At 63.0% G+C, this 25,307-nt stretch carries 27 protein-coding genes; 15 read left to right on the top strand and 12 right to left on the bottom strand.

Features of this window, described 5'->3' with window-relative positions; translation table 11 throughout:
- Positions 1 to 28: 28 nt before the first annotated feature.
- Positions 29 to 1,783: a nitrite reductase gene (locus tag JF290_RS16265; RefSeq protein ID WP_227362098.1), complete on the bottom strand. Its 1,755-nt coding sequence runs from the start codon at positions 1,781 to 1,783 to the stop codon at positions 29 to 31.
- Positions 1,784 to 1,891: 108 nt separating this feature from the next.
- On the opposite strand from JF290_RS16265, the gene JF290_RS16260 reads away from it, so the two are divergent.
- The 7 genes from JF290_RS16260 (at position 1,892) to JF290_RS16230 (ending at position 9,449) form a co-directional block, all read left to right on the top strand.
- Entirely contained in the window at positions 1,892 to 3,979 is a 2,088-nt protein-coding gene (locus JF290_RS16260) for a NosR/NirI family protein (protein ID WP_199025955.1), read from the top strand.
- Positions 3,980 to 4,052: 73 nt separating this feature from the next.
- Complete coding sequence (locus tag JF290_RS16255) at positions 4,053 to 4,505, top strand: c-type cytochrome (protein ID WP_199025954.1); 453 nt, start codon at positions 4,053 to 4,055, stop codon at positions 4,503 to 4,505.
- Between the two features lie 15 nt (positions 4,506 to 4,520).
- Positions 4,521 to 5,885, top strand: a complete 1,365-nt coding sequence (locus JF290_RS16250; RefSeq protein ID WP_199025953.1) for a cbb3-type cytochrome c oxidase subunit I — start codon at positions 4,521 to 4,523, stop codon at positions 5,883 to 5,885.
- Between the two features lie 5 nt (positions 5,886 to 5,890).
- On the top strand, positions 5,891 to 6,703 hold the full coding sequence (locus JF290_RS16245; protein WP_199025952.1) for a CbbQ/NirQ/NorQ/GpvN family protein: 813 nt from the start codon (positions 5,891 to 5,893) through the stop codon (positions 6,701 to 6,703).
- Positions 6,704 to 6,712: 9 nt separating this feature from the next.
- Positions 6,713 to 8,638, top strand: coding sequence for a nitric oxide reductase activation protein NorD (locus JF290_RS16240; RefSeq protein ID WP_199025951.1), 1,926 nt, complete (start codon positions 6,713 to 6,715; stop codon positions 8,636 to 8,638).
- On the top strand, positions 8,635 to 9,183 hold the full coding sequence (locus tag JF290_RS16235; protein ID WP_199025950.1) for a cytochrome c oxidase subunit 3 family protein: 549 nt from the start codon (positions 8,635 to 8,637) through the stop codon (positions 9,181 to 9,183). Before JF290_RS16240 ends, JF290_RS16235 begins: the two co-directional genes overlap by 4 nt.
- Positions 9,180 to 9,449, top strand: coding sequence for a nitric oxide reductase F protein (locus JF290_RS16230; protein ID WP_199025949.1), 270 nt, complete (start codon positions 9,180 to 9,182; stop codon positions 9,447 to 9,449). The genes JF290_RS16235 and JF290_RS16230 overlap by 4 nt, the downstream gene beginning before the upstream one ends.
- Here JF290_RS16230 and JF290_RS16225 read toward each other — a convergent pair.
- Together JF290_RS16225 and JF290_RS16220 are read right to left on the bottom strand one after the other, a co-directional pair.
- On the bottom strand, positions 9,439 to 9,999 hold the full coding sequence (locus tag JF290_RS16225; RefSeq protein WP_199025948.1) for a DUF4202 domain-containing protein: 561 nt from the start codon (positions 9,997 to 9,999) through the stop codon (positions 9,439 to 9,441). The two genes, JF290_RS16230 and JF290_RS16225, sit on opposite strands and share 11 nt — an antisense overlap.
- The gene (locus JF290_RS16220) at positions 9,996 to 10,703 is read right to left on the bottom strand and encodes a Crp/Fnr family transcriptional regulator (RefSeq protein WP_328701272.1); all 708 of its coding nucleotides are present in this window, start codon (positions 10,701 to 10,703) and stop codon (positions 9,996 to 9,998) included. Before JF290_RS16220 ends, JF290_RS16225 begins: the two co-directional genes overlap by 4 nt.
- 200 nt (positions 10,704 to 10,903) lie before the next feature.
- On the opposite strand from JF290_RS16220, the gene hemA reads away from it, so the two are divergent.
- The gene (gene hemA, locus JF290_RS16215) at positions 10,904 to 12,127 is read left to right on the top strand and encodes a 5-aminolevulinate synthase (protein WP_199025946.1); all 1,224 of its coding nucleotides are present in this window, start codon (positions 10,904 to 10,906) and stop codon (positions 12,125 to 12,127) included.
- A gap of 10 nt (positions 12,128 to 12,137) precedes the next feature.
- On the opposite strand, the gene JF290_RS16210 is transcribed toward hemA, so the two are convergent.
- From JF290_RS16210 to JF290_RS16200, 3 genes are all read right to left on the bottom strand, one after another.
- Complete coding sequence (locus tag JF290_RS16210) at positions 12,138 to 13,802, bottom strand: histidine kinase dimerization/phosphoacceptor domain -containing protein (protein ID WP_199025945.1); 1,665 nt, start codon at positions 13,800 to 13,802, stop codon at positions 12,138 to 12,140.
- Between the two features lie 62 nt (positions 13,803 to 13,864).
- Positions 13,865 to 14,422, bottom strand: a complete 558-nt coding sequence (locus tag JF290_RS16205; RefSeq protein ID WP_199025944.1) for an RNA polymerase sigma factor — start codon at positions 14,420 to 14,422, stop codon at positions 13,865 to 13,867.
- Positions 14,419 to 14,601, bottom strand: a complete 183-nt coding sequence (locus JF290_RS16200) for a NepR family anti-sigma factor (RefSeq protein ID WP_199025943.1) — start codon at positions 14,599 to 14,601, stop codon at positions 14,419 to 14,421. Before JF290_RS16200 ends, JF290_RS16205 begins: the two co-directional genes overlap by 4 nt.
- A 103-nt stretch (positions 14,602 to 14,704) precedes the next feature.
- Here JF290_RS16200 and JF290_RS16195 point away from each other — a divergent pair, with 103 nt between their 5' ends.
- Positions 14,705 to 15,517, top strand: a complete 813-nt coding sequence (locus JF290_RS16195) for a response regulator (RefSeq protein ID WP_199025942.1) — start codon at positions 14,705 to 14,707, stop codon at positions 15,515 to 15,517.
- Positions 15,518 to 15,586: 69 nt separating this feature from the next.
- On the opposite strand, the gene JF290_RS16190 is transcribed toward JF290_RS16195, so the two are convergent.
- Both JF290_RS16190 and JF290_RS16185 read right to left on the bottom strand, forming a co-directional pair.
- Positions 15,587 to 16,084, bottom strand: coding sequence for a Dps family protein (locus JF290_RS16190; protein WP_199025941.1), 498 nt, complete (start codon positions 16,082 to 16,084; stop codon positions 15,587 to 15,589).
- A gap of 87 nt (positions 16,085 to 16,171) precedes the next feature.
- Positions 16,172 to 16,330, bottom strand: coding sequence for a DUF1328 domain-containing protein (locus tag JF290_RS16185; protein WP_199025940.1), 159 nt, complete (start codon positions 16,328 to 16,330; stop codon positions 16,172 to 16,174).
- Positions 16,331 to 16,510: 180 nt separating this feature from the next.
- On the opposite strand from JF290_RS16185, the gene JF290_RS16180 reads away from it, so the two are divergent.
- Entirely contained in the window at positions 16,511 to 16,837 is a 327-nt protein-coding gene (locus JF290_RS16180) for an ElaB/YgaM/YqjD family protein (protein WP_199025939.1), read from the top strand.
- 136 nt (positions 16,838 to 16,973) lie between these two features.
- Here JF290_RS16180 and JF290_RS16175 read toward each other — a convergent pair whose 3' ends face one another.
- Both JF290_RS16175 and JF290_RS16170 read right to left on the bottom strand, forming a co-directional pair.
- Entirely contained in the window at positions 16,974 to 17,165 is a 192-nt protein-coding gene (locus JF290_RS16175; protein WP_199025938.1) for a PLDc N-terminal domain-containing protein, read from the bottom strand.
- Between the two features lie 96 nt (positions 17,166 to 17,261).
- The gene (locus JF290_RS16170) at positions 17,262 to 18,095 is read right to left on the bottom strand and encodes a formate/nitrite transporter family protein (RefSeq protein ID WP_199025937.1); all 834 of its coding nucleotides are present in this window, start codon (positions 18,093 to 18,095) and stop codon (positions 17,262 to 17,264) included.
- A 174-nt stretch (positions 18,096 to 18,269) separates the two neighbouring features.
- Here JF290_RS16170 and JF290_RS16165 point away from each other — a divergent pair, with 174 nt between their 5' ends.
- The 3 genes from JF290_RS16165 to JF290_RS16155 all read left to right on the top strand — a co-directional run bounded on the left by JF290_RS16165 (position 18,270) and on the right by JF290_RS16155 (position 20,301).
- Positions 18,270 to 19,520, top strand: coding sequence for a DUF2254 domain-containing protein (locus JF290_RS16165; protein ID WP_199025936.1), 1,251 nt, complete (start codon positions 18,270 to 18,272; stop codon positions 19,518 to 19,520).
- A 72-nt stretch (positions 19,521 to 19,592) separates the two neighbouring features.
- Positions 19,593 to 19,793 carry a CsbD family protein gene (locus JF290_RS16160; protein WP_199025935.1) on the top strand — a complete coding sequence of 67 codons (201 nt, stop codon included), beginning with the start codon at positions 19,593 to 19,595 and terminating at the stop codon, positions 19,791 to 19,793.
- Between the two features lies 1 nt (position 19,794).
- Positions 19,795 to 20,301: a pyridoxamine 5'-phosphate oxidase family protein gene (locus tag JF290_RS16155; RefSeq protein WP_199025934.1), complete on the top strand. Its 507-nt coding sequence runs from the start codon at positions 19,795 to 19,797 to the stop codon at positions 20,299 to 20,301.
- A 307-nt stretch (positions 20,302 to 20,608) separates the two neighbouring features.
- Here the strand turns inward: JF290_RS16155 and JF290_RS16150 are convergent, their stop codons facing one another.
- Together JF290_RS16150 and greA are read right to left on the bottom strand one after the other, a co-directional pair.
- Positions 20,609 to 21,646, bottom strand: coding sequence for a hypothetical protein (locus JF290_RS16150; protein ID WP_199025933.1), 1,038 nt, complete (start codon positions 21,644 to 21,646; stop codon positions 20,609 to 20,611).
- A gap of 11 nt (positions 21,647 to 21,657) precedes the next feature.
- Entirely contained in the window at positions 21,658 to 22,128 is a 471-nt protein-coding gene (gene greA / locus JF290_RS16145; RefSeq protein WP_199025932.1) for a transcription elongation factor GreA, read from the bottom strand.
- Positions 22,129 to 22,391: 263 nt separating this feature from the next.
- Here greA and JF290_RS16140 point away from each other — a divergent pair, with 263 nt between their 5' ends.
- Complete coding sequence (locus JF290_RS16140; RefSeq protein ID WP_199025931.1) at positions 22,392 to 22,844, top strand: (2Fe-2S)-binding protein; 453 nt, start codon at positions 22,392 to 22,394, stop codon at positions 22,842 to 22,844.
- A gap of 3 nt (positions 22,845 to 22,847) precedes the next feature.
- Positions 22,848 to 25,139: a xanthine dehydrogenase family protein molybdopterin-binding subunit gene (locus JF290_RS16135; protein ID WP_199025930.1), complete on the top strand. Its 2,292-nt coding sequence runs from the start codon at positions 22,848 to 22,850 to the stop codon at positions 25,137 to 25,139.
- The last annotated feature ends 168 nt before the right edge of the window (positions 25,140 to 25,307 follow it).

Below are 25,307 nucleotides of genomic sequence, written 5' to 3'. Positions count from 1 at the left end.
CGGGCTGGCCGGCCCCCGATGCGTCGCGTCAGTAGACGTCGGCGCGGGTGTTGTAGACGTTGAACTTGCCGGTCGGCGTGATCAGGCGTTCGTCCTTGATCACGTGCTTCAGTTCCAGCGTCTTGTCGTCCACCACCACGATGGCCGATTGCAGGTCGGCGGCGTTCCAGACCGAGAACCAGATCTCGTTGCCGTCCTTGTTGAATTCACCCTGCACGACACGCGGCTGGCCTTCAGCGATACCGGCCCATTCGACAAGGGGCAGAACCGTGTATTCCGGCTCTTCCTGTGCCAGGTCGGCGACCTTGAAGACGGCGACCGAACCGGAGACTTCCGCATCGGGGTTCAGCGGTGCGTCCACGTAGAGGTGCTCGGACTCCGGGTGCGTCTTGACGAAGAGCGAACCGCCGCCCATCGCGTAGAGCTGCTGCACCATCTTCCAGGCGTTGTCCGGGTTGCCTTCGGGGTCTGTCCCGATCAGCGCCACGGTGTCGTCTCCAAGGTGCGAGGTCGCCCAAACCGGACCATAGGTCGGGTGGTCGATGTTCGCGCCACGGCCCGGGTGCGGTGTCAGACCGTCGGTTTCGATCAGCGCCTCCAGCGTACCTTCCTTGGTGTCGATCACCGCAACCTTGTTGCGGGCGTTCGCCGCTGTCAGGAAGTAGCGCTTGGAACTGTCCAGACCGCCATCATGCAGGAACCGTTCGGCCTCAATATCGGTGAATTTCAGCGCGTCGATGTTGGAGTAATCGACCAGCTGGATGATGCCGGTTTCCTTGATGTTGACAATGAACTCGGGCCGGTAGTGCGACGACAGGATGGCCGCGACACGGGGCTCGGGGTGATAGGTCTGTTCGTCATAGATCATGCCACGTGTCGACTTGATCTTGAGCGGTTCCAGAGTGTCGCCGTCCATGATGACATATTGCGGCGGCCAATAGGCACCTGCGATGGCATACTTGTCCTCGTAGCCTTCCATCTTGGAGGTTTCGACGGAGCGTGCCTCGGAGCCGACCTTGATTTCGGCGACTGTGTCGGGGCTTTCCATCCAGAGGTCGATCATGTTGACCTTGGCGTCACGTCCGATCACGAACAGATAACGACCCGAGGCCGAAATCCGGCTGATGTGAACCGCGTACCCGGTGTCGAGCACCGCCTTGATCTCGTAGCTGGCGCCGTCGATCAGGGCGATCTGGCCCGCATCGCGCAGCGTCACCGAGAACAGGTTGTCGATGTCCCAATCGTTCATCTTCTCGGTCGGGCGATCTTCGGGTGCCACGTGCACCTTCCAGCTCGCCCGCATCTCGGGCATGCCGTATTCCGGCGGTGCGGGGGGCTCCAGCAGGAGGTACCGCGCCATCAGGTCCACGTCGTCCTCGGTCAGTTCGCCGGAGGTGCCCCAGTTGGGCATACCCGCAGGCGAGCCGTAGTTGATGAAGTCGCGCAGGTATTCAAAACCGTTTGCACGGGTCAGATCGGGGGTCAGCGCCTTGCCGGTCGCGCCCTTGCGCAGCACGCCGTGGCAGCCTGCGCAGCGTTCGAAATACATCGTCGTGGCTTTTTGGAACTCGGCCGGGGTCATAACCGGATCGCCGGGCTTGCGGCCCGGAATTTCGACCTGGATCTGGCCCAGCGTCGTCATGCTGGGCTCGTATGCCGCAGCGGGACCGTCTGCGTGGTCCTTTGGCTTTTCCTGGGCCGATACGCCGGTCACGGCAAGGCCCAGTGCGACAGCAGCGCTTGTAAGAAGCGTTGCGCGCCGGATGGCTGGTGTGGGTTTCATCACGAATACTCCGTTCGCTGGTGAGGCAGGGCGACCCTGACGCCAAAGCGAACTCGCATCCTTGACTTTCGTTAAGGCTCGCGCGGCCGCCCGGCGCGACAAGGGCGCATGTCTCGCCCCGCGCCGATCTCTGCCGTCCTCGGGATACTGGTCCTTCTTTGGGTCGGATACGCCGTGCCCGCATGGGCACAGGCGGTGCGGCCGACATTTGAAAACCGGATAGAACCGATCGCGCCGACATCCGCACAGGCGGCTGAGCTGTTCGGTCTCGACCGCACGCCGGTCCTGATCCGCGAGGAGGGCGATGTTCCCGGCTGGTCGGTCGCAACTGCCGAAGGACCTGTCGGATACATCGCCTCGACCTGGGAAATCGCCCGATCCGTCGGCTATTCGGGCCGACCGCTCGATGCGCTGGTCGCTCTTGATCTGCAGGGGCGGATCGCCGGCGCCACCCTGACCCGCCACAGCGAGCCGATCCTGACGCTCGGCTTGTCCGATGCCGATATCGAGCGTTTCGTCGGAGGATTCGCCGGCGTGGACATGGCCGCACCCGACGAGGGAACGGATGGCCCGGACATGCCCGACATCATCTCGCGCGCCACGGTTTCGACCGGGGTGATTCGCGATTCGATCTTGCGCACGGCGCGCACCCTGGCGATCGGGCGCGGCGTGCTGTCCGGCGGTGGGATCGACCGCGTCGGCTTCGCCCCTGCCGGCTGGTCGGAATTGGAAGCGCAAGGCGCGCTTGCCCATGCGTTGGTCACGATGAGCCAGGCCCGCGCGGAGCTGCCCGGTGCGAGCCCCCCGATCCCCGAGGGCGAGGAGGCATTCATCGAGCTTTGGACCGGAATCGTCGATCCGCCCACGATCGGGCGCAACATCCTGGGTCAGCAGCAGTATTCGCGCGCGGTCGGGGCGCTGGGGCCGGACGAGGTGGTGTTGTTCGTTGCCTCGCGCGGACTCTATTCTCACCGGGGGACGTCTTGGCGACGCAGCGGTGTGTTCGATCGGCTGACGCTGGTTCAGGGCGATGTGCGGCTGCCGCTGACTGATGCGGGATACACCCGGGTGGACAAACTGCCCCTTGCGGATGCCCCAGACCTCAAGGAACGCAGCCTGTTCCGACTCGATGGCGCAGCGTTCGACGTGACCAAACCGTTCGTGCTGGAATTGACGGCGAGTCGGCAAACCGAGGCCGGCGGCGAGGTGTCCTTCGTCACGACGCTTCCCTACGCGCTGCCCGAAGCGTACATCATCGCGCCGCCGCCCGAAGCCGCACCGCTCTGGCAGCAGAGCTGGCAGGAGCGGCGATTCGCGGTGATGACCGTGGCCGCCATGCAGATCGCCCTGACCCTGATTCTGCTCTTCCAGGAGAGTCTGGTGCGGCGACCCGCGCTTTGGCGCGGACTCCGTCTCGGCTTTCTCAGCGTCACGTTGGTCTGGTTGGGCTGGATTCTGAACGGCCAGCTTTCGGTCGTGCAGGTCATCGCTTTCGTGCAATCGCTGCTGACCGGATTTCACTGGGAGACCTTCCTGATCGAGCCGGTGATCTTCACCCTCTGGGCCGGTGTCGCCTTGGGCCTGCTGTTCTGGGGACGTGGCGTTTTCTGCGGCTGGCTCTGCCCGTTCGGCGCGCTTCAGGAGCTGTCGAACGTGGCCGCGCGCAAGCTGGGCGTGCCGCAGATCGCGGTGCCGCATGCGCTGCACGAGCGGCTCTGGATCATCAAGTACACGCTCTTCATGGCGATTCTCGCGCTGTCCTTCTATTCGATGAAGGACGCGCTGATCCTGGCCGAGGCGGAGCCCTTCAAGACGGCGATCTCGATGCGGATGATGCGGGCGTGGCCCTTCGTGCTGTTCGTTGTCGCCCTGCTGACGGCGGGCCTGTTCATCGAGCGGTTCTATTGCCGCTATCTCTGTCCGCTGGGCGCCGCGCTTGCGATTCCGGCCAAGCTCAAGATCTTCGACTGGCTGCACCGCCGGCCCCAGTGCGGGCGCGAATGCCGGTTGTGCGAAACCAAGTGCACCGTCGGCGCCATCGATCCGCTGGGTCGGATCAACGCCAACGAATGCGTGCTCTGCCTGCGCTGCCAGGTGGTGATGAACGACCCGCAGACCTGTCCGGTGCTCAAGCGGCGGCAACGCAAACCGGTGTCACAAGCGGGCGGGGAGGGACCCAAAAGCGCCGAGGCTTGACAAAAGCCAAGGATCACACGGCCGCCGCAGACCAAGGTGGCCGCATCGAAAACGCAGCGCAAAGGAGAGCGCAATGCGCGAAGTCATGACCAAGAGCATGGCCCGGAACATCTTTTTCGGCGGGTCACTGTTCTTTATCATCATATTCGTGGGGCTGACGGCTCATTCGCACCGTTACATCGTCACCACGTCGACCGACCACGAGGGCATCACGGAAAGCGTTGCCCTCGGAAAGCACGTGTGGGAACGCCACGCCTGCATCAACTGTCACAGCATCCTGGGCGAAGGAGCCTATTTCGCGCCGGAACTGGCCAACTACATGACCCGGATGGGGGTCGAGGACGACCCCGAGGCCGCGTTCGAGACCCTGAAAGGGTGGATGCAGGCCATGCCGACCGGCATCGAGGGCCGCCGCCAGATGCCCTATTTCGATCTGACCGACGAAGAGTATCGCGCGCTCAGCGACTTCCTTCTGTGGACGGATAGCATCGACGCGCAGGGCTGGCCGCCCAACGACGCGGGTTGAGTGAGGACAATCAAGATGAAGTATCAATCTCAGAAAATCGCATATGCGTATTTCGCCGTGGCGCTGGGACTGTTCGCGGTCCAGATCCTCGGCGGCCTTCTCGCGGGGCTGATCTATGTCATGCCCAACACCCTGTCCGAACTGGTGCCGTTCAACATCGTCCGCATGTTGCACACCAACAGTCTGGTCGTGTGGCTGCTGCTCGGCTTCTTCGGGGCGGCCTACTTCCTGATCCCCGAAGAGGCGGAACGCGAGATCCACTCGCCCACCATCGCCTATCTGCAACTGATCATCCTGGTGGTCGGCACGCTGGGCGTGGTCGTCACCTACCTGTTCAACCTGTTCGAGGGCAACTGGCTGCTGGGCAAGGAGGGCCGCGAGTTCCTCGAACAGCCCAAATGGGTCAAGGCGGGCATCGTCGTCGCCGCGTTGTTGTTCCTTTACAACGTGTCGATGACCGTTCTGAAGGGCAAGAAGACGGCGATCACCAACATCCTGCTTCTGGGTCTCTGGGGGCTTGCGCTGCTCTTCCTGTTCGCCTTCTACAATCCTGAGAACCTCTCGCTCGACAAGATGTACTGGTGGTACGTGATCCACCTGTGGGTCGAAGGCGTCTGGGAACTGATCATGGCATCGATCCTCGCCTACCTCATGCTCAAGCTGACCGGGGTGGACCGCGAGATCGTCGAGAAATGGCTCTATGTCATCGTTGCCGCGGCGCTCTTCTCGGGCATCCTGGGCACCGGACACCACTACTACTGGATCGGCGCGCCGGCCTACTGGCAGTGGATCGGATCGATCTTCTCGAGCCTCGAGGTGATCCCGTTCTTCGCGATGATGGCCTTCGCCTTCGTCATGGTCTGGAAGGGCCGCCGCGATCACCCGAACAAGGCGGCACTGCTGTGGTCGCTCGGCTGTGCCACGCTGGCCTTCTTCGGCGCGGGCATCTGGGGCTTCCTGCACACGCTGCACGGGGTGAACTACTATACCCACGGCACCCAGATCACCGCTGCACACGGGCACCTGGCCTTCTACGGCGCTTATGTCTGCCTCAACCTCGCGATCATGAGCTATGCCATGCCGATCCTGAAGCAGCGTGATCCCTACAACCAGGTGCTGAACATGGCCTCGTTCTGGCTGATGTCGGGTGGCATGGTCTTCATGACCTTCACCCTGACCTTTGCCGGCACCGTGCAGACGCACATGCAGCGGGTCGTGGGCGAGTACTACATGGACGTTCAGGACAGCATCGCCATCTTCTACTGGATGCGGCTGGGCTCGGGCATCGTGGTTCTGCTCGGCGTGCTCCTGTTCCTCTATGCCATCTTCGTGCCGCGCCGTGAGGTGATCTCGGCCGATGCGACGGTGGCGGCGGAGTGAGCGAGATGGACGGATCCTTCACCCCGAAAACGGAGGGGGCGGCAGACGCCCCCTTCTACCTGCCGCAGGGCGACGAATGCACACTGTTCGAAGCCGCCAGCGCCAACAACCTGCCGATGCTGCTCAAGGGGCCGACCGGGTGCGGCAAGACGCGTTTCGTGTCGCACATGGCCGCAAGGCTGGGCCGGCCGCTTTACACCGTGGCTTGCCATGACGACCTGTCGGCGGCCGACCTGATCGGGCGCTACCTGCTCAAGGGCGGTGAAACCGTCTGGGTCGACGGGCCGCTGACCCGCGCGGTGCGCGAGGGCGCAATCTGCTACCTCGACGAGGTGGTCGAGGCGCGCAAGGACGTGACCGTGGTGCTGCACCCGCTGACCGACGACCGGCGTATCCTGCCGATCGACCGCACCGGCGAAGAACTGGAAGCGGCGCCCGGCTTCATGCTGGTCGCGTCCTACAACCCCGGTTACCAGAATATCCTGAAAACCCTGAAACCTTCGACCCGGCAACGTTTCCTTGCCGTTGAGTTCGATTTCCCGACCCCAGAGGTCGAAATCGAAGTCGTGGCACGCGAAAGCGGGCTGTCGCCCGACCGCGTCAAACCGCTGGTGCGCCTTGCCGGAAAGCTGCGCGCGCTCAAGGGTCAGGATTTGGAAGAAGGCGTCTCTACCCGTCTGATCGTCTATGCCGCGTCGCTGATTGCGCAGGGCATGCCCATCGACCGTGCGGTCGAAGCGGCGATGATCGAACCCCTGACGGACGACGCCGATGTGAAACGCGGGCTCCTGGATCTCGTCACGGCCATCTTCGGGTGAGGCATGGCCATGGGCAGGATCGAGATAGAGCCATGGGAACCCGAAGAAACAGTCGGGAAACTGTGGCACGCCTTTGCCAGCCGCCTGGATGCGCCGCAGGTGCATCATGGAGCCAGCGTGGACCTCTCCGAGGTCAGCGGGCGGCTGGCCGTTTTCTTTCGCGGCCTGGGAGGCGCGCAGTCGGTTGAACTGCGCCCCGTCAGTGCCGAAGTCAGCCGTCACCGACTGAGCTTCCTGCGTCGTCTGGGGGCCGAGGCGGACATCCTGCCGCGCGCCAGTTTCGATGGCGAGGTGCTGCGCCTGCCCGAGCGGCTGGCGGTTTTCCCCACCCGCGAAGCCAATGGCGCGCTCTACCTCTGGCTGACCGCTGCCGCCGCGCACGCGGGAGCCTATCAGGTGCAGGACGATCCGCTGCGCGCGGACATGTGCGCAATTTCGGCCGCGCGCATAATGGCGGACGACGTTCTTGCCGACGCGCCCGGGCTGCGTGGTCTGTATGAAACCCTGTGCGCTGCGACGCTGCACCAGCGCCGCACCGCCAAGCTGCCGCCCGTCGAGGCAGCGGTCGAAGCGTTGCTGCGCCATGCGCTCGGCGACACCGCGCCGCTTTCGCCGCTTGCCGACCGGCTCTTCACCGCAGATCCGGCAGAGTTCGACGCGCCGCGCGGCTACCAACCTTTCGTGCCCGTGCCGATCTGGCCCGATTTGCGCGAGCTCAGTTTCAGCGCGTCCGATACGGTCGAGAGTCGCGACACTGACGGCCCGCCCGAGGAAGGCAGCGAAGGCACCCACCGCGCCAAGCGGCGGCAGGCCGACCAGGCCGAACGTGCCGACAGCCTGATCCTGCACAAGTTCGAGGCGATTCTCAGCTGGGCCGAGTTCCTGAACCTCAACCGCCGGGTCGATGATGACGACCCGGACAATGCCAAGAAGGCCGCCGACGACCAGGACGAGATCGGGCTGGGGCAGATATCCAAGGCCCCGGCCACGCGGCTCAAGTTGCACCTTGACCTCGCGCCCGAGGATGTCGACCTCGAACGATTGGCAGGCCAACATACCTATCCCGAATGGGACGCGCGTTCGGGCGCCTATCTGCCCGACCACGTGCGCGTCCTGCACAGCATCGCCGAAACGGGAGATTGCGTCCCCTCGTTTCGCGAGGACCCGCGCGCCATGCGCCGCATCAACCATGTCAAACGTCAGTTCGAGGCTTTGCGTCCCGGCCGCGTCTTCGTGCCCGGTTGTCTCGACGGGGATGAGCTGGACATGGAAGCGGTCGTGCGCGCGCGGGTCGATATCCTCGCAAATGGCGCGGGCAGTAACCGGATCTGGCGGCAATCGCTGCCGCAGGCGCGCGACCTCGCCGTTTCGATCCTGCTGGACGTGTCGCGCTCCACCGAAAGCGCCGTTTCGGGCCGCGCGGTCATCGATATCGAGCGCGAGGCGCTCGCTGCGCTCTCCTGGGGGCTCGATGCCTGCGGCGATGATTTCGCGATCCACGCATTTTCGTCGCTCAAGCGCAACCGCGTCTACATCCAGCAATGCAAGGCATTCGGCGAGCCGATGTCGGAGCGGATCGAAGAGCGGATCGGTGCCTTGCGCCCCGGCTTCTATACACGTCTCGGGGCCGCGATCCGGCATGCTTCGGTCGATCTGGCGCGGCAGGGCAAGAAACGGCGTCTACTGCTGGTCATCACCGATGGCAAGCCCAACGACCTAGACCACTATGAAGGTCGGCACGGCATCGAGGACACGGCGATGGCCGTCCGCGAAGCCCGCCGCGCGGGACATTCGGTCTTTGGCGTGACCATCGACAAGCAGGCCAAGACCTGGTTCCCGCGCCTGTTCGGGCGTGGCGGGTTCCACGTCATCCCGCACCCGGACAAGCTGACCGAAGCGCTGCCCCAGATTTATCGCGAACTGGTCGGGGCATGAGCGACGAAAACGTGCTGGACGAGCTGCCCGGCGATCTGATGATGTGGGTTCTGATCGTCAGCGAGTTGCTGGTCTTCGGCGCTGGCCTGGCCGCTTTTCTGGCAGTGCGCGCGACCGATCCTGCAGGCTTTGCCGAGGCGCAATCGGCCCTGAATCGCACGGCCGCCGGTCTGAACACGGTGGTTCTGGTGACCAGCGGGTTTCTCGCCGCGCTGGCCTTGTCCCTGCGTGAGGCCGGCCGGCGGATGCAGGCGCGGTACGCGCTGGCGGTTGCGGCGGTGCTGGGGGTCGTGTTCCTGATCGTGAAGGGGCAGGAGTATGCCGACAAGTCGGCGCTGGGGATCGGCTGGGACAGTCACCCGTTCTTTACGTTCTACTACCTTCTGACCGGCTTTCATGCCGCCCACGTCGTGGCGGGCATCGTCATTCTGTTGCTGGTCGCCTGGCGGGACGCGCCCCGCAACATCGAGGTCGGCGCAGCCTTCTGGCACATGGTCGACCTGGTCTGGGTTCTGCTTTTTCCGGTGATCTATCTTCTGACATGACACGCCACGCCCTGATCACCGCCTGGTTGGCCTTGCTGGTCTTCAGCTTCGCATCGACTCTGATTTCCGTCTTCCCGGTTCCGACGACGGTGCAACCGTTCGCCGGGGCCATGATTTTGACGCTCGCCTGGCTGAAGGCGCGTGTCATCCTCGGGCGGTACTTGGGTTTGGTCAATGCGCCGTTCTGGGCGCGGGGCTTCGGCATTTCGCTGGCGCTGTTCTGTGCGCTTCTGCTGGGGCTCTACCTGATCCCGCTCATGCTCTGAAGGCTGCCGCGAGCGAGTCCGGCAGCTCGAATTCGTCCAGCACGCGGGCACGGCCCTCTGCAGACATCTTGCGCGCGGTCTTTTCAACAATGCGCTGCATCTTGTCCGGATCTTGGGTGGTGGAAAACGGCGCGAAGTACCACTTGAGGAAGACGAAACAGATCACGTCCTCCAGTGCCTGCACCTCGACGTCGCGCTTGATGCCTTCCTTGCGGATCATCTTGCCTGCGGCCTCGGCGTCGGCCTCGTCATAGCCCGCCTCGCGCATGATCTCGCCGACCCGGTTGGCGTGATGGCGCGCGAGGTCGCGCCGCCATGTCAGGTAGCCCTCGCGCCCCTGCGGATAGTCGGCGCGCTTGAGCACCCAGCGTTCGATATGCTGCCCCCGGGCCGCGATCTGCAGCGGTTCGGAGGCGTCGGCGAACAGCCGCGTCAGTTCCGCGCTCATGCGCTGACCGTAAAGCTGCGCCGCGGGCGCGCCTTCCGATGTGTCCGGATCGTGAGCATTGGCCGCGTCGATCGCGGCGAGGGCTTTGGAAAGATCGCTCATAGGGCCTTGTTCCAGGCAGAGGCCGGATCCTCGTCTGCGTAGTCGCGCAAAAGTTCGATATCCTCTATGGCGGCGTGGTTCTTGGCGATGCGCACCCCTTGCGGGCGCAGCTTGGAAAACGCCCGTGACAGGCTTTCGGGTTTCATGCCGAGGCGGCCGGCGATCAGCACCTTGTCATAGGGCAGGGTGACGACGCAGCTGCCGCTCTCCTGATTGCACAGGTCCAGCAGGAATTCGGCCACCCGTTGCGCCCCGGTCTGCGCCTTGATCTGTTCGATCTGCGCGACCAGCGCATGGAGGTGCTGGAAGGTCGCCGACAGGACCGACACGCAGATTTCCGGCCGCTCCTTCATCATCGTGATGAAGGAGGCGGCCGAGATCTGAAGCAGCGTGCAATCGGTGACCGCCTCGGCGGACACCGGGTATTCCCCATGGCGGAACGCGACCGCTTCACCGAAGCTGCTGCCGCGCGTGAACACGTTGACGATGGCCTCGTTTCCGTTGGGCGAAATGCGGTAGAGCTTGACCCACCCGTCGAGAACCACATGGATCACGTGCGCAGTCTCGCCCTGCAGGAACAGGGTTTCTCCGCGCCCCGCCGTTCGGGTCGTCGCGCCCTTCAGGAGCGCGTCGCTGATTTCTTCGGGCATGCTTTTCAGCAGCAGCGATCCTCGGGCGATATCCGCGTTGCGTTCGGTCATCATCTGTCCCGTCAATTCATGCGATAGGTAGGGAATCCGGCGATCTCTTTATGTTGCCCTGGCTTCGGATTGGCAACCTGAAGCGTAACGGTCGCTGTCACTGTCTGACGCGGGGGACAGGCGGCGTCCATCTTGACCATTGTCAAGGCAGCCAAGCGTGGCCCTAGGCTAGGTTTTGGGCAACCGGATGAGAGGGGCTGCCGATGGCACATGAACGCTATTTCCAGGATCGCCTGCAAGGCCTCAAGGACGAGGGCAACTATCGCGTTTTCACCGACCTGATGCGCCGACGCGGGGCCTTCCCGCAGGCCACGCGCTTCACGGGCGCGCAGACCGGCGAGGTTACGGTCTGGTGCTCGAACGACTATCTCGGCATGGGGCAGCATCCCAGCGTGCTGACCGCCATGCATGAGGCGCTCGATACCTGCGGCGCCGGCGCGGGCGGCACCCGAAACATCTCGGGCACGACTCACCACCACGTTCTGCTGGAACGGGAACTGGCCGATCTTCACGGCAAGGAAGCGGCGCTGCTCTTCACCTCGGGCTATGTCTCGAACTGGGCCGCACTGGGAACACTTGCGTCCGAGATTCCGGGCTGCATCGTGTTCTCAGACAGCCTGAACCATGCGAGCATGATCGAGGGCATTCGCCACTCGCGCGCGCAGAAGGTGATCTGGAAGCACAACGACCTCGCCGATCTCGAAGCGAAACTGGCCGCCGCGCCCGCAAATGCGCCCAAACTGATCGCTTTTGAGTCTGTCTATTCGATGGATGGCGATATCGCACCGATCAAGGAAATCTGCGACCTTGCCGACCGGTTCGGCGCCATGACCTATCTGGACGAGGTGCATGCCGTCGGCATGTATGGGCCGCGCGGCGGCGGCATCGCTGAACGCGAGGGGCTGATGCACCGGCTGACCGTCATCGAAGGCACGCTGGGCAAGGCATTTGGTGTCGTCGGGGGCTATATCGCCGCGTCGGCCGCGCTCTGTGATTTCGTGCGCAGCTTTGCCAGCGGCTTCATCTTCACCACCGCCCTGCCGCCCGCCGTGGCCGCAGGGGCCGCGGCCTCGGTCCGACATCTCAAGTCCAGCGACGAGGAACGACGCGGGCAGCACGCGAACGTCGCCCGGCTGCGCGCGCGGCTGGACGCGGCGGGTATCCCGCATATCGACAATCCGAGCCATATCATCCCGGTGATCGTGGGCGATCCGATGAAATGCAAGTACATCTCCGACCTGCTGCTTGACGCGTTCGGCATCTATATTCAGCCGATCAACTATCCGACTGTGCCAAAGGGCACGGAACGGCTGCGCATCACGCCGTCGCCGGTGCACTCCGAAGCCGATATCGACGCGCTCGTCGAGGCACTGGGCCAGTTGTGGAACCAGTGCAAGCTCGCGCGCCAACCGCTCGCCGCCCAGTAGGAGCGACGACTCAGGCCGTATCGGATTCTTCGGAAAAGGCTGCGATGTCGAAGCTCACGGTCAGAACGTAGCGGTCGTCGGTCTGCTGCACGTCGGTGGTCGCGCCCAGCTGGATCGAGAAGGCATTGATCAGCTGGGTGCCGAGCCCCGTTCCGTCACTGTCATCGACGTCGCCCATGCTGTTGGCGAAAACGAAGCGGACAGTGGTGTCCGAAGTTTTCTTCAACTCGACGTCGATCCTGGTGCGCGTACCGTCGTCGGTGCCGGCATACTTCATCGCGTTTGTCGCCGCTTCCGAGGCCAGAAGCGACAAGGGCACGGCCTGGTCGGGATACAGCATGATCCGTTCGATATCGGTCGTGACTTCGACACCGTCACCCTTGTCGTTGCCGACATCGGCGGCATGCCCGACGATCTCTTCGATCAGCGCGCCGACATCGACCCGGCCACCAATGCTGGTCTGGTAGAGGTCGCGGTGAATCGTCGCGAGGCTCAGCACCCGGTCCTGGATACGGCGCAGGCCCTCGCGTGTCTCGTCGTGGTCCGCCTTGCGGATCTGCATGTTGATGATCGACGAGATCAGTTGGAGGTTGTTCTTGACCCGGTGATGCACCTCGCGGATCAGCACGTTCTTTTCACGCAGCGCGTTTTCAAGATCGGCCTCGTCGCGCAGGATCGCATCCGCCATGCTGGCAAACCGCGTTTCCAAGGCCTGCAGTTCGCTCGGCAGTTCCGCCGCCCCCGCGAAGGAGGGCAGTTCACGACGGCTCGCAAAACGCGCCATTTCGCGGCCCAGCCTGTTCACATGCCGGATCACGAGCGTATGGACCGCGAACAGCGCGACGCCGAGGCTGATCAACCACATCAGGCCGGGAAACAGGACCGGCGGAACTCGCGCCTTCAGAATGCTCGTGTAGGGCGAATCGGGTTCCCACACGCCCATCGTGTAGATCCGGCGCTGTTCGATCGGCACCACGGCAAAGACCTTCCTGCGTCCCGACCGGTCGGTATCGATGAAGGCCCGCGTCGCTTCCGAGCCGAATTCCCCGAGGATCTGGCTTGACGGCAGCCTGTCCGCGACCGTTTCGAAGTCACCGGTCGTGGTCAGCACTTCGCCATCGGCGTCGAAGGTGATGATTTCCTGAAGCGCCTCCGTCGGACGATCCGCCACGGTGGACGCGAGGTTGGCGTGAGGGATCGACACGAGCGCATAGCCCGCGATCGCATCCTTTTCCAGAAACGGTTGGCGCATGACAACGACCGAGGTTCCGCTGATCGGGGCGTTCGAATTGACTGATATGGTCGCGCTGGTGTCGCCGATATGGTCCAAGAACCCTTCGCTTTGGGAAACATCATGCGAGTTTCCGTCCGATGCACAGGTGATCCGACCATCCTTCGGCACGATCGCCAGGAAACTGAACCGCGGATAGCTGTCCACCAGCGCCTTGAGATATGTTTGGCAGTTCTCGGTGTCCTGCGACAGGCGCAGGGCAAGCGCCGCGATCGCATCGGCAATGCCGATCCCGCGCTGGATGACCTGGCGTTCCTGGCTCGCGGCTTTCTCGGTCAGGGCCAGCAGCGCCAATTCGGCATTCTCCCGGGCCTGTGAGCTCAGCAGGTTGGTCTGGTTGATGGCGATCAGTCCAATCGGCAGCAAGGCCAGCGCCAACAACATGGCCAGGCGCGCCCGCAATCCCCGATGCCAGCGCCGCTCAGACGCGTGGCCAGCGTCTTCCTTCACCGGTTGACCTCGGGGGATCCGGCCACCACGGCCATTGTTGCGTTGTCGGTCAGTTCGGTCACGCCGCCGTCTTCGAGCTCCAGAAGTTCCGCAAGCCGGGCCCGCCCGCGGTTGGCGCGGCTCTTGATCGTGCCGATCGCCACGCCGCAGGTCTCGGCCGCTTCCTCGTAGGTGAATCCGGCGGCCCCGACCAGAACCAGCGCCTCGCGCTGTTCGTCGGGCAGGGTTTCAAAGGCTTTCTTGAAATCCGCCAATTGCATGCGCCCATCGTGATCGGGTTTGACCGAAACGCTCCCGGCAAACACACCATCGACATCGGCGACCTCGCGGTTCAGCTTTCGGCGGCTGGAATAGTAGGTATTGCGCAGGATGGTGAAGAGCCACGCACGCATGTTCGTGCCGGGCTTGAACTTGTCGATATTGGTCCATGCCTTGACCACAGTGTCCTGTACCATGTCATCGGCGGTCGCACCGTTTCGCGTCAAGCTGAGCGCGAAGGCGCGCAGGGCCGGAAGGTGATCCACCAGCCCATCTCTCGGGTCGGGTTCACTCATTTTCGGCCTTTCTTGTCTTCGTCGTGCGAGGTTTCTGCGTCCTGCGCCTTGAGCAGCGCAAGCAGGTCCTTGAACCTGTCGGGGAGGTCCTCCTGAACCAGGTCGGAATAGACCAGCTTCAGATTTTCATCGATGATCCGGGCTGCCCTTGTCCCGTCCTTGTTCTTGCCACCTGCCATTGGGTTGATTGTCCTTCGAATTCCCGAAAATATGTCGCGCGCACGTGGAACCAAACGTGCAGCTCGCGTGTTGGTTCCGGCAAAAAGCAAAAAAGGCGAAAAAATGTCAGAGACACAGGATCACGTCGACCGTTCCGATCAGATCGCGGCGCAACTCCCCTATCTTCGTCGCTATGCGCGTGCACTGACCGGGTCACAGACCAGCGGAGATCAGTATGCGCTGGCAACGCTCGAAGCCATTCTTCAGGATGCCGGCGCACTGGATCCGGATGTGTCCGTGCGGGTCGGACTGTTCAAGGCGTTTCACGCGATCTGGTCCTCCAGCGGCGCACCGGTGGCAGAGGAAACCTCCGGCCGTCTGATCCGGGCGCAGAACCACCTCGCCTCGTTGCCGGTCAACACGCGCGAGGCGCTCTTGTTGTCGACGCTTGAGGATTTTGGCTATGCGGACATCGCGCATATCATGAACGTCACCGAAGACGATATTCGCGGCTTCATCGACCGGGCGCAGGCTGACATGCAGGACAGCATCGCTGGGCGCGTGCTGATCATCGAAGACGAACCGATCATTGCCGAGGATATCCGCTCGATCGTGATGGATCTCGGTCACGAGGTGACAGGCATCGGGCGTACCCGTGCAGAGGCAGTCGCCCTGGGCCGGGACAAGCGTCCCGATCTGATCCTCGCGGATATCCAGCTTGCCGACAATTCGTCGGGCATCGATGCGGTCAATGATCTGCTCGCAGAGCTTGGCGACAGCCCGGTGATCTTCATCACCGCTTTCCCTGAACGCCTGTTGACCGGTGAACGTCCAGAACCGGCCTTCCTGATCTCAAAGCCCTACAAGGAAAGCCAAGTGCAATCCGCGGTCAGCCAGGCAATGTTCTTCGCATCCACCGAAAAGCTGCGGATCTAAGAAAAGGGCACCCCCGAAACCAAAAAACCCCGCGCGGCGCGCGGGGTTTTTCTTTGTGTGACGGTGGTTTTACTTGGCTGCAATGGCCCGCAGCATCCAGACCGCCTGTTCATGCACGGACGAGCGCGCGGTGGCCATGTCTTCGGTCACGGCATCGCGGTGCTTGCCGGACAACTCGATCAGCGCGTGCATCCGGTGCGCGATACGCTCATGATCGTTGGCCAGATCTTCGCACATTTCCCCGGCGGACGGGATGTCCTCCAAGTCTTTCACCACGGATTGCGAGGTGATGTCGGCCAGCTTCATCGGTGCCATGTGACCCAGAGCGCGGATGCGTTCGGCCAGTTCGTCGGCGGCGGCGAACAGGTCTTCGTACTGTTCCTCGGTCAGCTTGTGCAGCGAATAGAACAGCGGCCCTTCCACGTTCCAGTGATAGGCGTGGGTCTTGAACATAAGGCGATAGGTGTCGGACAGCACGTTGGCGATCGCTGTCGCCAGCGCTTCGGTGTTCTGCGGGCCGGTCGCAAAGCTCTTGGTTTCGGGAACGACATTCATTGCGGAATTCATGATTTTTCCTTTCTGATTGTGTTGGAAAGAACCACGCCGTTTGGCGTGGTTCAGGGGATTACTCTGGAGAAAGCGAGAAGAGACAGCTTATCGCACCGCCCGCATGATCAGCGCGCCGATGAACAGCACCAAGAAAATGACGAACAGGATTTGCGCGATCCCGGCCGAGGCGGATGCAATGCCACCGAAGCCGAAGACGCCGGCAATCAAGGCGACGATCAGAAAAGTGAGGGCCCAATAGAGCATGGTAGTCTCCTTTGCGTGTTGCGTTCTCGGCATCTGGATGACACCGTCCTGCGAAAAGAACGCCAGACGCCAAGAACGGTTCCATCGCGTCCCGTTTCGTGACGCCGCGTCGCGCGCGGAACCATGTGCCGCCCAGCTGCGTTGGCATGAGAAACTTGAAGCAGACCAAGGAGATTGAAGATGGCACGTACATCCACCAACGGATCCGGCGAAGCGACGACAGCGGATCTCACACAACAGATAGACACCCTGCGCTCCGACCTGGCCGGGCTGACAGAAATCATCGCCGACATGGGCAAAGCCCAAGGCGAAAAGCTCAGCGCAGCTGCGTCCGAGCGCGTCGATCAAGCGAAGGCCGCTGGTCGCGAGGTGTCCGACCGGGCCCTGCAACAGGCCGAACTCGCCAAGGCGCAATCGAGTGAGTTTGTCCGCACCCAGCCCGCAACGGCGCTGGGAATCGCAGTCGGCATTGGTTTTCTGGTCGGCTGGATGAGTGGCCGCAAGTAATTCAACAGTCGGCGTAATGCCGGAGTGGTGTTTAAGGCGGGTCCAATCAGACCCGCCTTTTTTGTCGTCTGAATGCCTCGAAACAAAAAAACGGGCGTCGCCGCCCGTCTTCTCGCTTTGTCACATTACGTCTGTGTCAGACCCGACTCGCGGTGGACCGCGGACCAGCCAGCAGCCAGATGATGAAACCCACGACCGGGAGCAGCAGCACGAGCAAAGTCCAGAGCACTTTCTTGCCAGTGCTCGCCGATGATCCGACGATCGAAACGATCGCCCAGATGTCGAGCGCGAGGATGATCACTCCGCCCAGTCCTGTCACTTCCAACATTTTGTCTCTCCTGTCTCAGGTCGGCCGATCACGCAAATGCGCGGGGCCGCGAATGCAGATCAAACGTCTGACAGCGCCATAGGTTCCGCCCCCGCCTCACAGTTCTTCCTTTACCTGCCCCCACGCCATCATGGCGAAGATCACAGTGCCGCCGATGATGTTGCCCAGAAGGACCGGAATAAAAAACCCGAACACCGCATCATAGAGCGACAAGGCGCCCGTCACGTGAAGGAAGGCCATTTCGACCGACCCGGCCACGATATGGGCGAAATCCCCGGCCGCGATCAGCCAGGTGAAAACGAGGATCACGAAAAACGACGCTTCCTCGGCCTGTGGCATCATCCAGACGATGGCGGCCACCAGAACCCCGGCCGGAATGGCACGCGCGAATCCGTCCGAGGGCGACATCCCCATCGCGTGGGCGGACAGATCGGTGATCGCAGGGATCAGATCGGCAGGCACTGCCGGAGTAAAGGCGATCATCAGTGCCGCGGCGTAAGCCCCGACGACGTTGGCGCAAAGCACGATGCCCCAGAGTCGTCCCACGGCGCGCAGCTTGGCGAACCCGGGCTCGCTCATCAATGGCAGGACCGACGTGATCGTGTTCTCGGTGAACAGCTGCATCCGCCCGAGGATCACCAGCAGGAACCCGAAGGTATAGCCGAGGTTTTCGATGAGAAACCGGGAGGGGCCTTCGGGAAGGTGCGTGCGGAATACTGCCTCCCCCAGCACAGAAAAGCTGATCATGATGCCCGCGGCGATGCCCGACCAGATCAGCGACAGGGTCGGACGAGACATCTCCTCTTCGCCGTCCTTGCGCACCACCTCGTAGATCAGCTTGGGAGACAGTGCGGCTGCTTCTTCGACGGACCGTTCCTCGATCTCCTCGGCCTCTTGATCGGTATTGGTGGCGTTTTTCTTGTCGGTCATGGGGGCTCCGGGCTCTGAGGCGCAATGCAACCCTTGATAACGCGCAATGCTGCAGTTCTGTTCCCTAAAAGGAACCGGCCGGTGCCAAAGGCGTTGATCCCGGTCGGGAGGCGTTGTCTGCTGGCGCTTGTGCAGGTCCGATTGTCGGTCCTGCCATGATGGGACCGCAGATTCATGAAATCATACCGCGCATTCATCGCGAAACAGATCCAGGACATTCAGGCGAGCTACTGGTTCTTGCCGGCGACACTCGTCATCTTGGCGATTCTGCTGGCCGAAGCTATGCTTTATCTCGACCGCAACGCGGAATGGCTGGTCAAGTTGCTGCCCGAAACGCTTCGCGACACCCAGGTGGATGGCGCGCGCGCGTTGATGGGGATCATCTCGCAATCGGTGTTCGGCGTGGCAGGCGTGATGTTCTCGATGACCATCGTCGCGGTGTCCTTCGCCGCGGGAAATTTCGGCCCCCGACTGATCGGCAATTTCATGCGCGACCGGGGTAACCAGCGCAGTCTCGGCATCCTGGTGTCGACCTTCGTTTATGCGCTCTTCGTGGCGCGCGCGATCCAGGGCGAGCAACCGGGCGGCGCACTGCAGGACAGCGTCCTGTTCGTGCCGCATCTCGCCATCACGCTGGCCTTCCTGCTGACGCTCGTATCGGTCCTGACCGTCATCTATTTCGTGCACCACATTCCCGAGATCATCAACGTGTCCAACATTACGGCGGATATCGGCAAGCGGCTCATTCGCGATCTCAAGGCACTGATCGACGATCAGGCGGAAGAGCGGAAGGACGAGACGGAGAAGGTGACCCCGATCCCGTCGCGAGACCCGGATACCGAGCTGGCGTTGAAACAGTGCGGCTATATCCAGACCCTCGACAAGTCGCGACTGGAACAACTGGCCGAGCAGAACGACTGGGTCATCGACGTTCCGGTGCCGCATGGCGAGTTCATCAACGAAGACAGCGCCATTCTCAAGATCTGGGGGCCGGAAGTGCCCGACGAACTCGTCCCGGAACTGCGCGGCTGTTTCGCCCTGGGCGAGAACCCGAGCGACACACAGAACCTGTTCTTCATGGTCGACCAACTGGTCGAGATGATCGCCCGTGCTTTGTCTCCCGGCATCAACGATCCCTTCACGGCGATCAACTGCCTGAACTGGTTGCATGCCGCGGTGGTTGTTGCCGCCAACCACAATGGCGGCCTTGCGGGGCGCAGTGGCGGACCGGTCAGGACGATACCGGCGACCTTCCAGCGGCTTCTGGACACCGGGTTCGGCGCGTCCTTTCCATATGTGAAGGACGATCCGCTCTGCGACAAGCATCTGCGCAGCGTCCTGTCGCGCTGCCGCGACGAGATCAGCGACTCGACCCATCTGGAAACCTTCGAGCGCTTCGTGGACGGATTGAAGCAGAGGGCATGAATTTTTGGCCATGCGGAACCCGACGCTCTGGAGCGGCGTTGAGTGGCAGAAGCAAACAAGAAGGAGACCGTTATGAATTGGGACCAGATCGAAGGCAAATGGAAACAGATGAAGGGCGACATCCAAGCCGAGTGGGGCGAACTGACGGATGATGACTTGGCGGAAGCCGACGGCAATCGCGAAAAGCTCGAAGGCCTGATTCAGGAGCGCTATGGCAAGACCCGTGAAGAGGCCAAGGACGCGCTCGACAATTGGATGAAGAAGGTGGCGTGACATGGCCACACAAGCTGAACAGAAGAAGATGGCCGATGACCTGTTCGATATGCTTGGCACATGCCGCACAGGCATGCTCGGCGTCGAGGGGTCCGGCCAGCACATGCAGCCGATGACGCATTTCGCCGACCCCGACACGCGGGAGTTGTGGTATGTCACCGCGCGTCAAACAGACTTGGTGCGGGCCATCGGCAGCGGCGGGACGGCACACTTTACCATAACTTCGGACAAGGACGACTTTTACGCCTGCATGTCCGGCCCGATCGGGCAAAGCAATGACCGGGAGCGACTTGAAACTATATGGTCGCCAATGGTCGAAGCCTGGTTCGAGGGCGGTGTCGACGACCCCGAGGTGGTGCTGCTGAGGATGCCTCTGGCGTCTGCGTCTGTCTGGCGCAGCACCGTCGGGCCGGTGCAATTCGGCATCGAAATGGTGCGCGCTCTGGCCACCGATGTGCGTCCGGACGTCGGAGAGCACATGGTGATCGACTTCAACGTCGCGGCCTGACGCCGTATACAAGCATCGTCAAAACTTCGGTTTTCAATCGAACAAAACGGGCAGGGCAAACCTGCCCGTTTTGCGTTTGAAAAGAGCTGGAACCTAGTGATCGGGAATGGCCGCGGGACAAGCGGCGTTCCCCGCTGTCAGGCACGACACCCGTGTCGCCGGACAACCAGATCGGCGTGTTGCTTTAGAACCGTCCACACGCTTTGCGCGCCTTGGAGCAAGCCGTCCAGAACCGCATCTCATCCATCCGCGTTGCCTCCCCGGACACAGCGGTTCGTCGGCGCTTTTTTCAGCGGTGTGCGCGACGTCAGTCGAAGGTTCCCGTGACGCGCCCCAACAACATGAAAGCGCGTGCGGTGCGGGTGTTCGCGAGCGCGGCGATATCGGCATCGGTCGCGTCGGCTTCGAACTCGGCAAAACTGCGATCGAAAAGGCGCAGGAAATGATGCGCCGCGTCGCGAAAGATCGGGTCCTGCTTCATCCGCCCGGCGGTCAACGCCAGCGAAGAGCGGTCGCGCACACCCCCGAGCGCTGCAATTTGTTGCCCGCGCGCGCCCTGGGCGAAGAGCCGCCAGGTTTCGGGCCGCGCCAAATCGGGGCGCAGGTCGTCCACGTAGATGCCGTCCTGGCTGAGAAGGGTCAGCACGTCCTGGCTGGCCTGGATCAGTTGCCCGGTCTTTCGGTCACGCATCGCCCGTCGCATCGCGGCGAAGCCGTCCCTGTCCTCGGCCGTTTCCGGGAAATTCAGCGCACGGATGAAATCCTCGGTCGGCAGCGGTGGGCTGAGCACCTCAGCCGGAGTGCCGAGCGCAAGCGAGCCTTGGTCGGTCGTCGCCGGGGGCGGTGAAGGCTTCGGGCGAGTGGCGGGCGTTGGGGGGGCGTCGCGACGGCTCGAAAACGTCGCCAGCGCCGTTTCGGTCTTGCGCGCGGCGGCGGCAATCTCGTCGAGCTTGCGCGACAGTGCCTGATCGGGTGCGGCTGCACCACGCTGCGCCTGCGCGACATAGGCTTGGCGGATTCCGTCTATGGCGGTCTGCAGGCGTTGGCTTTCCTCGCGCATCACCCGGTTCGACCGCGCGGCGATGGCTGCGACCCAGATCATGCCGACGGGCATGAAGATCGTCAGCATCGTCATAAGGAACCGCAGCGAGTCGAACCCGTCCGAGTTTTCCTCGGGCAGCAGCGCGAAAAAGATCAACGACCCAACCAGCCAGATCACCGTCAGTGCGATGGCGGCGATCTCTATTCCCGTGACGGCCGGCAGGGCGGGCTTGTCGAAAATGCCAAGCGGCGTGCTCGCGCGGGGGGCGTCAGGCTTCTCGGAAGCGGTTTCGGGGCCGGACATGGCGCGGGCGCTCAGGAATAGTCGATGCTGACCACTTCGTAGGACCGATCCCCGCCAGGCGTGCGCACCTCGACGCTGTCGCCCTCCTCCTTGCCGATCAGGGCGCGCGCGATGGGTGATTTGATGTTGAGCAGGCCGGCTTCGATATTGGCCTCGTATTCACCCACGATCTGCCATGTCTTTTCCTCGTCGGTGTCCTCATCCACCAGCGTCACCTTGGCGCCGAACTTGATCGGGCCGGACAGTTTCTTGGGGTCGATCACGTCGGCTAGGCTCAGCACGCCTTCGATCTCCTTGATCCGGCCCTCGATAAACGACTGCTTCTCGCGCGCCGAGTGATACTCGGCATTCTCCGAAAGGTCGCCGTGTTCGCGCGCCTCGGCGATGGCCTTGATGATGGCGGGCCGTTCGACGGATTTCAGCTGCTTGAGTTCCTGCTCCAGCGCACCGTGCCCGGCGGGGGTCATCGGGATTTTTTCCATACCTGTCCATCCACACAAAAGCGGACGCCCCGCCGCTGCTGCGCCGGGACGATCCGATGATTTTCACAATACCTGACCTAAAGCCGCGCCGGATTGCAAGAGCTTGCGCACGATCCGGCGGATCGCCGCGGGGCGGAGGATTTTGGGGAATCGCCGGAACGTGCTAGGGTTGTGGGTGGCCTTTCGGTTTCGCCAGTATTTCGCGGCCGTTGGCCCAACCGAATTGATAAGACCAACCACATAAATCGACCGGGGAGTTATTCATGACACGATTGACAGTCAACGGGGAGTCCATGGAACTGGACGCCGATCCGCTCATGCCCCTGCTCTGGGCTTTGCGGGACGTGCTGACGCTGCCCGGAACGAAATACGGATGCGGCATAGGGCTCTGCGGGGCGTGCACGGTGCATGTGGACGGCAAGGCCGAGCGCGCCTGTCTGGTGCGCTTGTCCGAGGTCGAAGGCAAGTCGGTCACGACGATCGAGGGTCTGGATCCAAATGGCGATCACCGCGTCCAGCAGGCTTGGCGCGATCTCAACGTGCCGCAATGCGGCTTTTGCCAGTCCGGGCAGATCATGCAAGCGGCGGCGCTGCTCGCCGAGAATCCGAAACCCAGTGACGACGAAATCCTGGCCTCGATGGCGGGGAACGTCTGCCGCTGTGGCTGCTACCAACGGATCGTCGAGGCCGTGCGCCTCGCGAGCACGGGGAGCTGAGCCATGCTGAAGTACCTAGAGACCGTCGATGCCCCCGCGCTGTCGGTGATAAAACCGTCGCGGCGCGGCTTCCTGGCCGGGTCCGCCGCCTTCATGCTGGGTGTCTACGCCACCCGCGGCGAGGCGTTTCCCAAATGGCCCACGGGCGGCGAGCAGATGCCGCACGGCCTGCGAGACGATCCGCTGATCTTCGTCAGCATCGATTCCGACGGCACCGTGACACTGGTCGCGCACCGCTCCGAAATGGGCACCGGCAGCCGAACCTCGCTGCCGATGATCATGGCCGACGAGATGGAGGCCGACTGGGATCGCGTCAAGATCGTGCAGGCCGAGGGCGACGAGCCGAAATACGGTAATCAGGATACCGATGGGTCGCGCAGCCTGCGCCACCACATTCAGGCCGCGCGGAAGATCGGCGGTTCGGTCCGCCACATGATGCAGGCCGCGGCGGCGCAAGAATGGGGCGTCGATGCGGGCGAGGTGACGGTTACCAACCATGCCGCGCGTCACGGCGACAAGATGATGGATTTCGGCGATCTTGCCGAAGCGGCGATGGCCTTGCCGGTCCCGACGCACGAGGAGATCGCCTATAAGTCCGAGGACGAATTCCGCTATGTCGGCAAGGGCGAGGTGCAGATCTATGACCTGCACGACATCACCACCGGCAAGGCGGTCTATGGCGCCGACGTGTCCCTGCCAGGCATGAAATACGCGGTCGCGGTGCGCCCGCCGGTGGTCGGCGGCAAGGTGGTTTCATTCGACGCCTCCGAAGCCCTCGCGATGCCGGGTGTCGTGGGCGTTTACGAGTTGCCCCACAGCATTCCGCCCGCGAAATTCGCGCCCTTGGGCGGTGTCGCGGTCGTGGCCGATACCACTTGGGCCGCACTGCAGGCGCGTGACCAGATCAAGATCGAGTGGGATGACGGGCCCCATGGCGACTATTCCTCGGGTCCGTTCATGGAGGAAATGAAGGCCACCGCGCTCGACAAGGGCAAGGTGCTGCGCAAGCAGGGCGACCCGGATGCCGCCTTTGCGAATGCGGCGCGCACGTTCGGCCAGACCTACACACAGGATCACATGGCGCACATACCGATGGAGCCGCCTGTCGCCCTGGCCAACTACACGGCTGACGGGCTGGAAATCTGGGCCCCGGTGCAAAGCCCCTATGCTGCGCGCACCGACACCGCCGCAGCACTCGGCCTCGATCCCGAACAGGTGCGCGTCAACGTCACGCTTCTGGGCGGCGGTTTCGGGCGAAAGTCCAAGGCGGACTACGTAACCGAGGCGGCGCTGCTCAGCCGCGAGGTCGGCGCTCCGGTCCGGATGCAATGGACCCGCGACGACGATGTGCGCCATTGCTTCTATCACACGACGTCGGCGGAGCGGATCGAAGTTGCCCTTGATGATGCGGGCAAGGTCACCGGCTGGAGGCACAACTCGGTCGCGCCGTCGATCCTGTCGACCTTCGCGCCGGATGGCGGCCACCAGTTCATGATCGAAAACGGCATGGGGCACGTCGATATGCCCTTCGCCATTCCCAATGTCAGCGTCGAGAACGGACAGGCCTTCGCGCATACGCGGATCGGCTGGTTCCGGGCGGTGTCCAACGTGCCGCGCGCCTGGGCCATCGGCTCTTTCGTCGGGGATCTCGCAGCCGAGCTTGGCAAGGATCAGCGCGAGATGTGGCTGGAGCTGATCGGAGCACCGCGCCAGGTCGATCCGGCGGCCGAGGGCTATCCCGAGGACTTCTGGAACTACGGCGAAGTCTATGACGAGTTCCCGATCGACACCGGGCGGCTGGCGCATGTGCTGAACGTTGCCGCCGACGCGATCGGCTACGGCAAGGCATTGCCCGAGGGCGAGGGGATCGGGTTGGCGGTGCACCGCAGTTTCGTCTCCTACGTGGCCTGCGCGGCGCATGTGAAAGTGGTCGACGGCAAGATCACCGTGCCCGAGATGCACATGGCGATCGACTGCGGTTTTGCCGCCAATCCCGAACGGATTCGCAGTCAGATCGAAGGTGCGACCGTGATGGGCATGACCGTGGCGCTGCATTCCTCGATCACCTTCGAGAACGGCGCGCCACAGCAACACAACTACAACGACTACGACGTGGTCCGCTCGGACAATTTCCCCGGCAAGGTGATCACCCATATCGTGCCGCATGGATTTGATACCCATGCGACCGGCGTCGGAGAGCCGGGCGTGCCCCCCGTCGCGCCGGCCATCGCCAACGGCCTTTTTGTGGCCACCGGGCAACGCAAGCGCGCCTTGCCCTTCGGCGAGACCGTCTGAACCAACGGACGGGGGCGGCGCTTTTGCCGCCCCCTCCGGACGGTTGACGCTGGCCTTTCCCGACCCACCTGACATTCTGACGCGGTGTTTCGATTGACGCTTGGTCCCGCCAAACGGTATCAGCCGCGAAACGGTTTTTGCGCCCGCGAGGGTCGCTGCGACATAGCT

The organism is Sedimentitalea arenosa, assembly GCF_016428585.1.
Classification (GTDB): domain Bacteria; phylum Pseudomonadota; class Alphaproteobacteria; order Rhodobacterales; family Rhodobacteraceae; genus Sedimentitalea; species Sedimentitalea arenosa.
This window is presented reverse-complemented; position numbering and strand designations above follow the sequence as displayed.

Bases quoted from the DNA above. Each gene is read 5' to 3' on its own strand.
- JF290_RS16245 (WP_199025952.1), top strand. From the start codon at position 5,891: ATGGACGGATCCTTCACCCCGAAAACGGAGGGGGCGGCAGACGCCCCC.
- JF290_RS16200 (WP_199025943.1), bottom strand. From the start codon at position 14,601: ATGGCAGGTGGCAAGAACAAGGACGGGACAAGGGCAGCCCGGATCATC.
- JF290_RS16140 (WP_199025931.1), top strand. From the start codon at position 22,392: ATGACACGATTGACAGTCAACGGGGAGTCCATGGAACTGGACGCCGAT.
- hemA (WP_199025946.1), top strand. From the start codon at position 10,904: ATGGCACATGAACGCTATTTCCAGGATCGCCTGCAAGGCCTCAAGGAC.
- JF290_RS16205 (WP_199025944.1), bottom strand. From the start codon at position 14,422: ATGAGTGAACCCGACCCGAGAGATGGGCTGGTGGATCACCTTCCGGCC.
- JF290_RS16190 (WP_199025941.1), bottom strand. From the start codon at position 16,084: ATGAATTCCGCAATGAATGTCGTTCCCGAAACCAAGAGCTTTGCGACC.
- JF290_RS16170 (WP_199025937.1), bottom strand. From the start codon at position 18,095: ATGACCGACAAGAAAAACGCCACCAATACCGATCAAGAGGCCGAGGAG.
- JF290_RS16230 (WP_199025949.1), top strand. From the start codon at position 9,180: ATGACACGCCACGCCCTGATCACCGCCTGGTTGGCCTTGCTGGTCTTC.
- JF290_RS16240 (WP_199025951.1), top strand. From the start codon at position 6,713: ATGGGCAGGATCGAGATAGAGCCATGGGAACCCGAAGAAACAGTCGGG.
- JF290_RS16135 (WP_199025930.1), top strand. From the start codon at position 22,848: ATGCTGAAGTACCTAGAGACCGTCGATGCCCCCGCGCTGTCGGTGATA.
- JF290_RS16260 (WP_199025955.1), top strand. From the start codon at position 1,892: ATGTCTCGCCCCGCGCCGATCTCTGCCGTCCTCGGGATACTGGTCCTT.
- JF290_RS16185 (WP_199025940.1), bottom strand. From the start codon at position 16,330: ATGCTCTATTGGGCCCTCACTTTTCTGATCGTCGCCTTGATTGCCGGC.
- JF290_RS16250 (WP_199025953.1), top strand. From the start codon at position 4,521: ATGAAGTATCAATCTCAGAAAATCGCATATGCGTATTTCGCCGTGGCG.
- JF290_RS16265 (WP_227362098.1), bottom strand. From the start codon at position 1,783: ATGAAACCCACACCAGCCATCCGGCGCGCAACGCTTCTTACAAGCGCT.
- JF290_RS16195 (WP_199025942.1), top strand. From the start codon at position 14,705: ATGTCAGAGACACAGGATCACGTCGACCGTTCCGATCAGATCGCGGCG.
- JF290_RS16255 (WP_199025954.1), top strand. From the start codon at position 4,053: ATGCGCGAAGTCATGACCAAGAGCATGGCCCGGAACATCTTTTTCGGC.
- JF290_RS16165 (WP_199025936.1), top strand. From the start codon at position 18,270: ATGAAATCATACCGCGCATTCATCGCGAAACAGATCCAGGACATTCAG.
- JF290_RS16175 (WP_199025938.1), bottom strand. From the start codon at position 17,165: ATGTTGGAAGTGACAGGACTGGGCGGAGTGATCATCCTCGCGCTCGAC.
- JF290_RS16180 (WP_199025939.1), top strand. From the start codon at position 16,511: ATGGCACGTACATCCACCAACGGATCCGGCGAAGCGACGACAGCGGAT.
- JF290_RS16235 (WP_199025950.1), top strand. From the start codon at position 8,635: ATGAGCGACGAAAACGTGCTGGACGAGCTGCCCGGCGATCTGATGATG.
- JF290_RS16150 (WP_199025933.1), bottom strand. From the start codon at position 21,646: ATGTCCGGCCCCGAAACCGCTTCCGAGAAGCCTGACGCCCCCCGCGCG.
- greA (WP_199025932.1), bottom strand. From the start codon at position 22,128: ATGGAAAAAATCCCGATGACCCCCGCCGGGCACGGTGCGCTGGAGCAG.
- JF290_RS16210 (WP_199025945.1), bottom strand. From the start codon at position 13,802: ATGTTGTTGGCGCTGGCCTTGCTGCCGATTGGACTGATCGCCATCAAC.
- JF290_RS16155 (WP_199025934.1), top strand. From the start codon at position 19,795: ATGGCCACACAAGCTGAACAGAAGAAGATGGCCGATGACCTGTTCGAT.
- JF290_RS16160 (WP_199025935.1), top strand. From the start codon at position 19,593: ATGAATTGGGACCAGATCGAAGGCAAATGGAAACAGATGAAGGGCGAC.
- JF290_RS16225 (WP_199025948.1), bottom strand. From the start codon at position 9,999: ATGAGCGATCTTTCCAAAGCCCTCGCCGCGATCGACGCGGCCAATGCT.
- JF290_RS16220 (WP_328701272.1), bottom strand. From the start codon at position 10,703: ATGATGACCGAACGCAACGCGGATATCGCCCGAGGATCGCTGCTGCTG.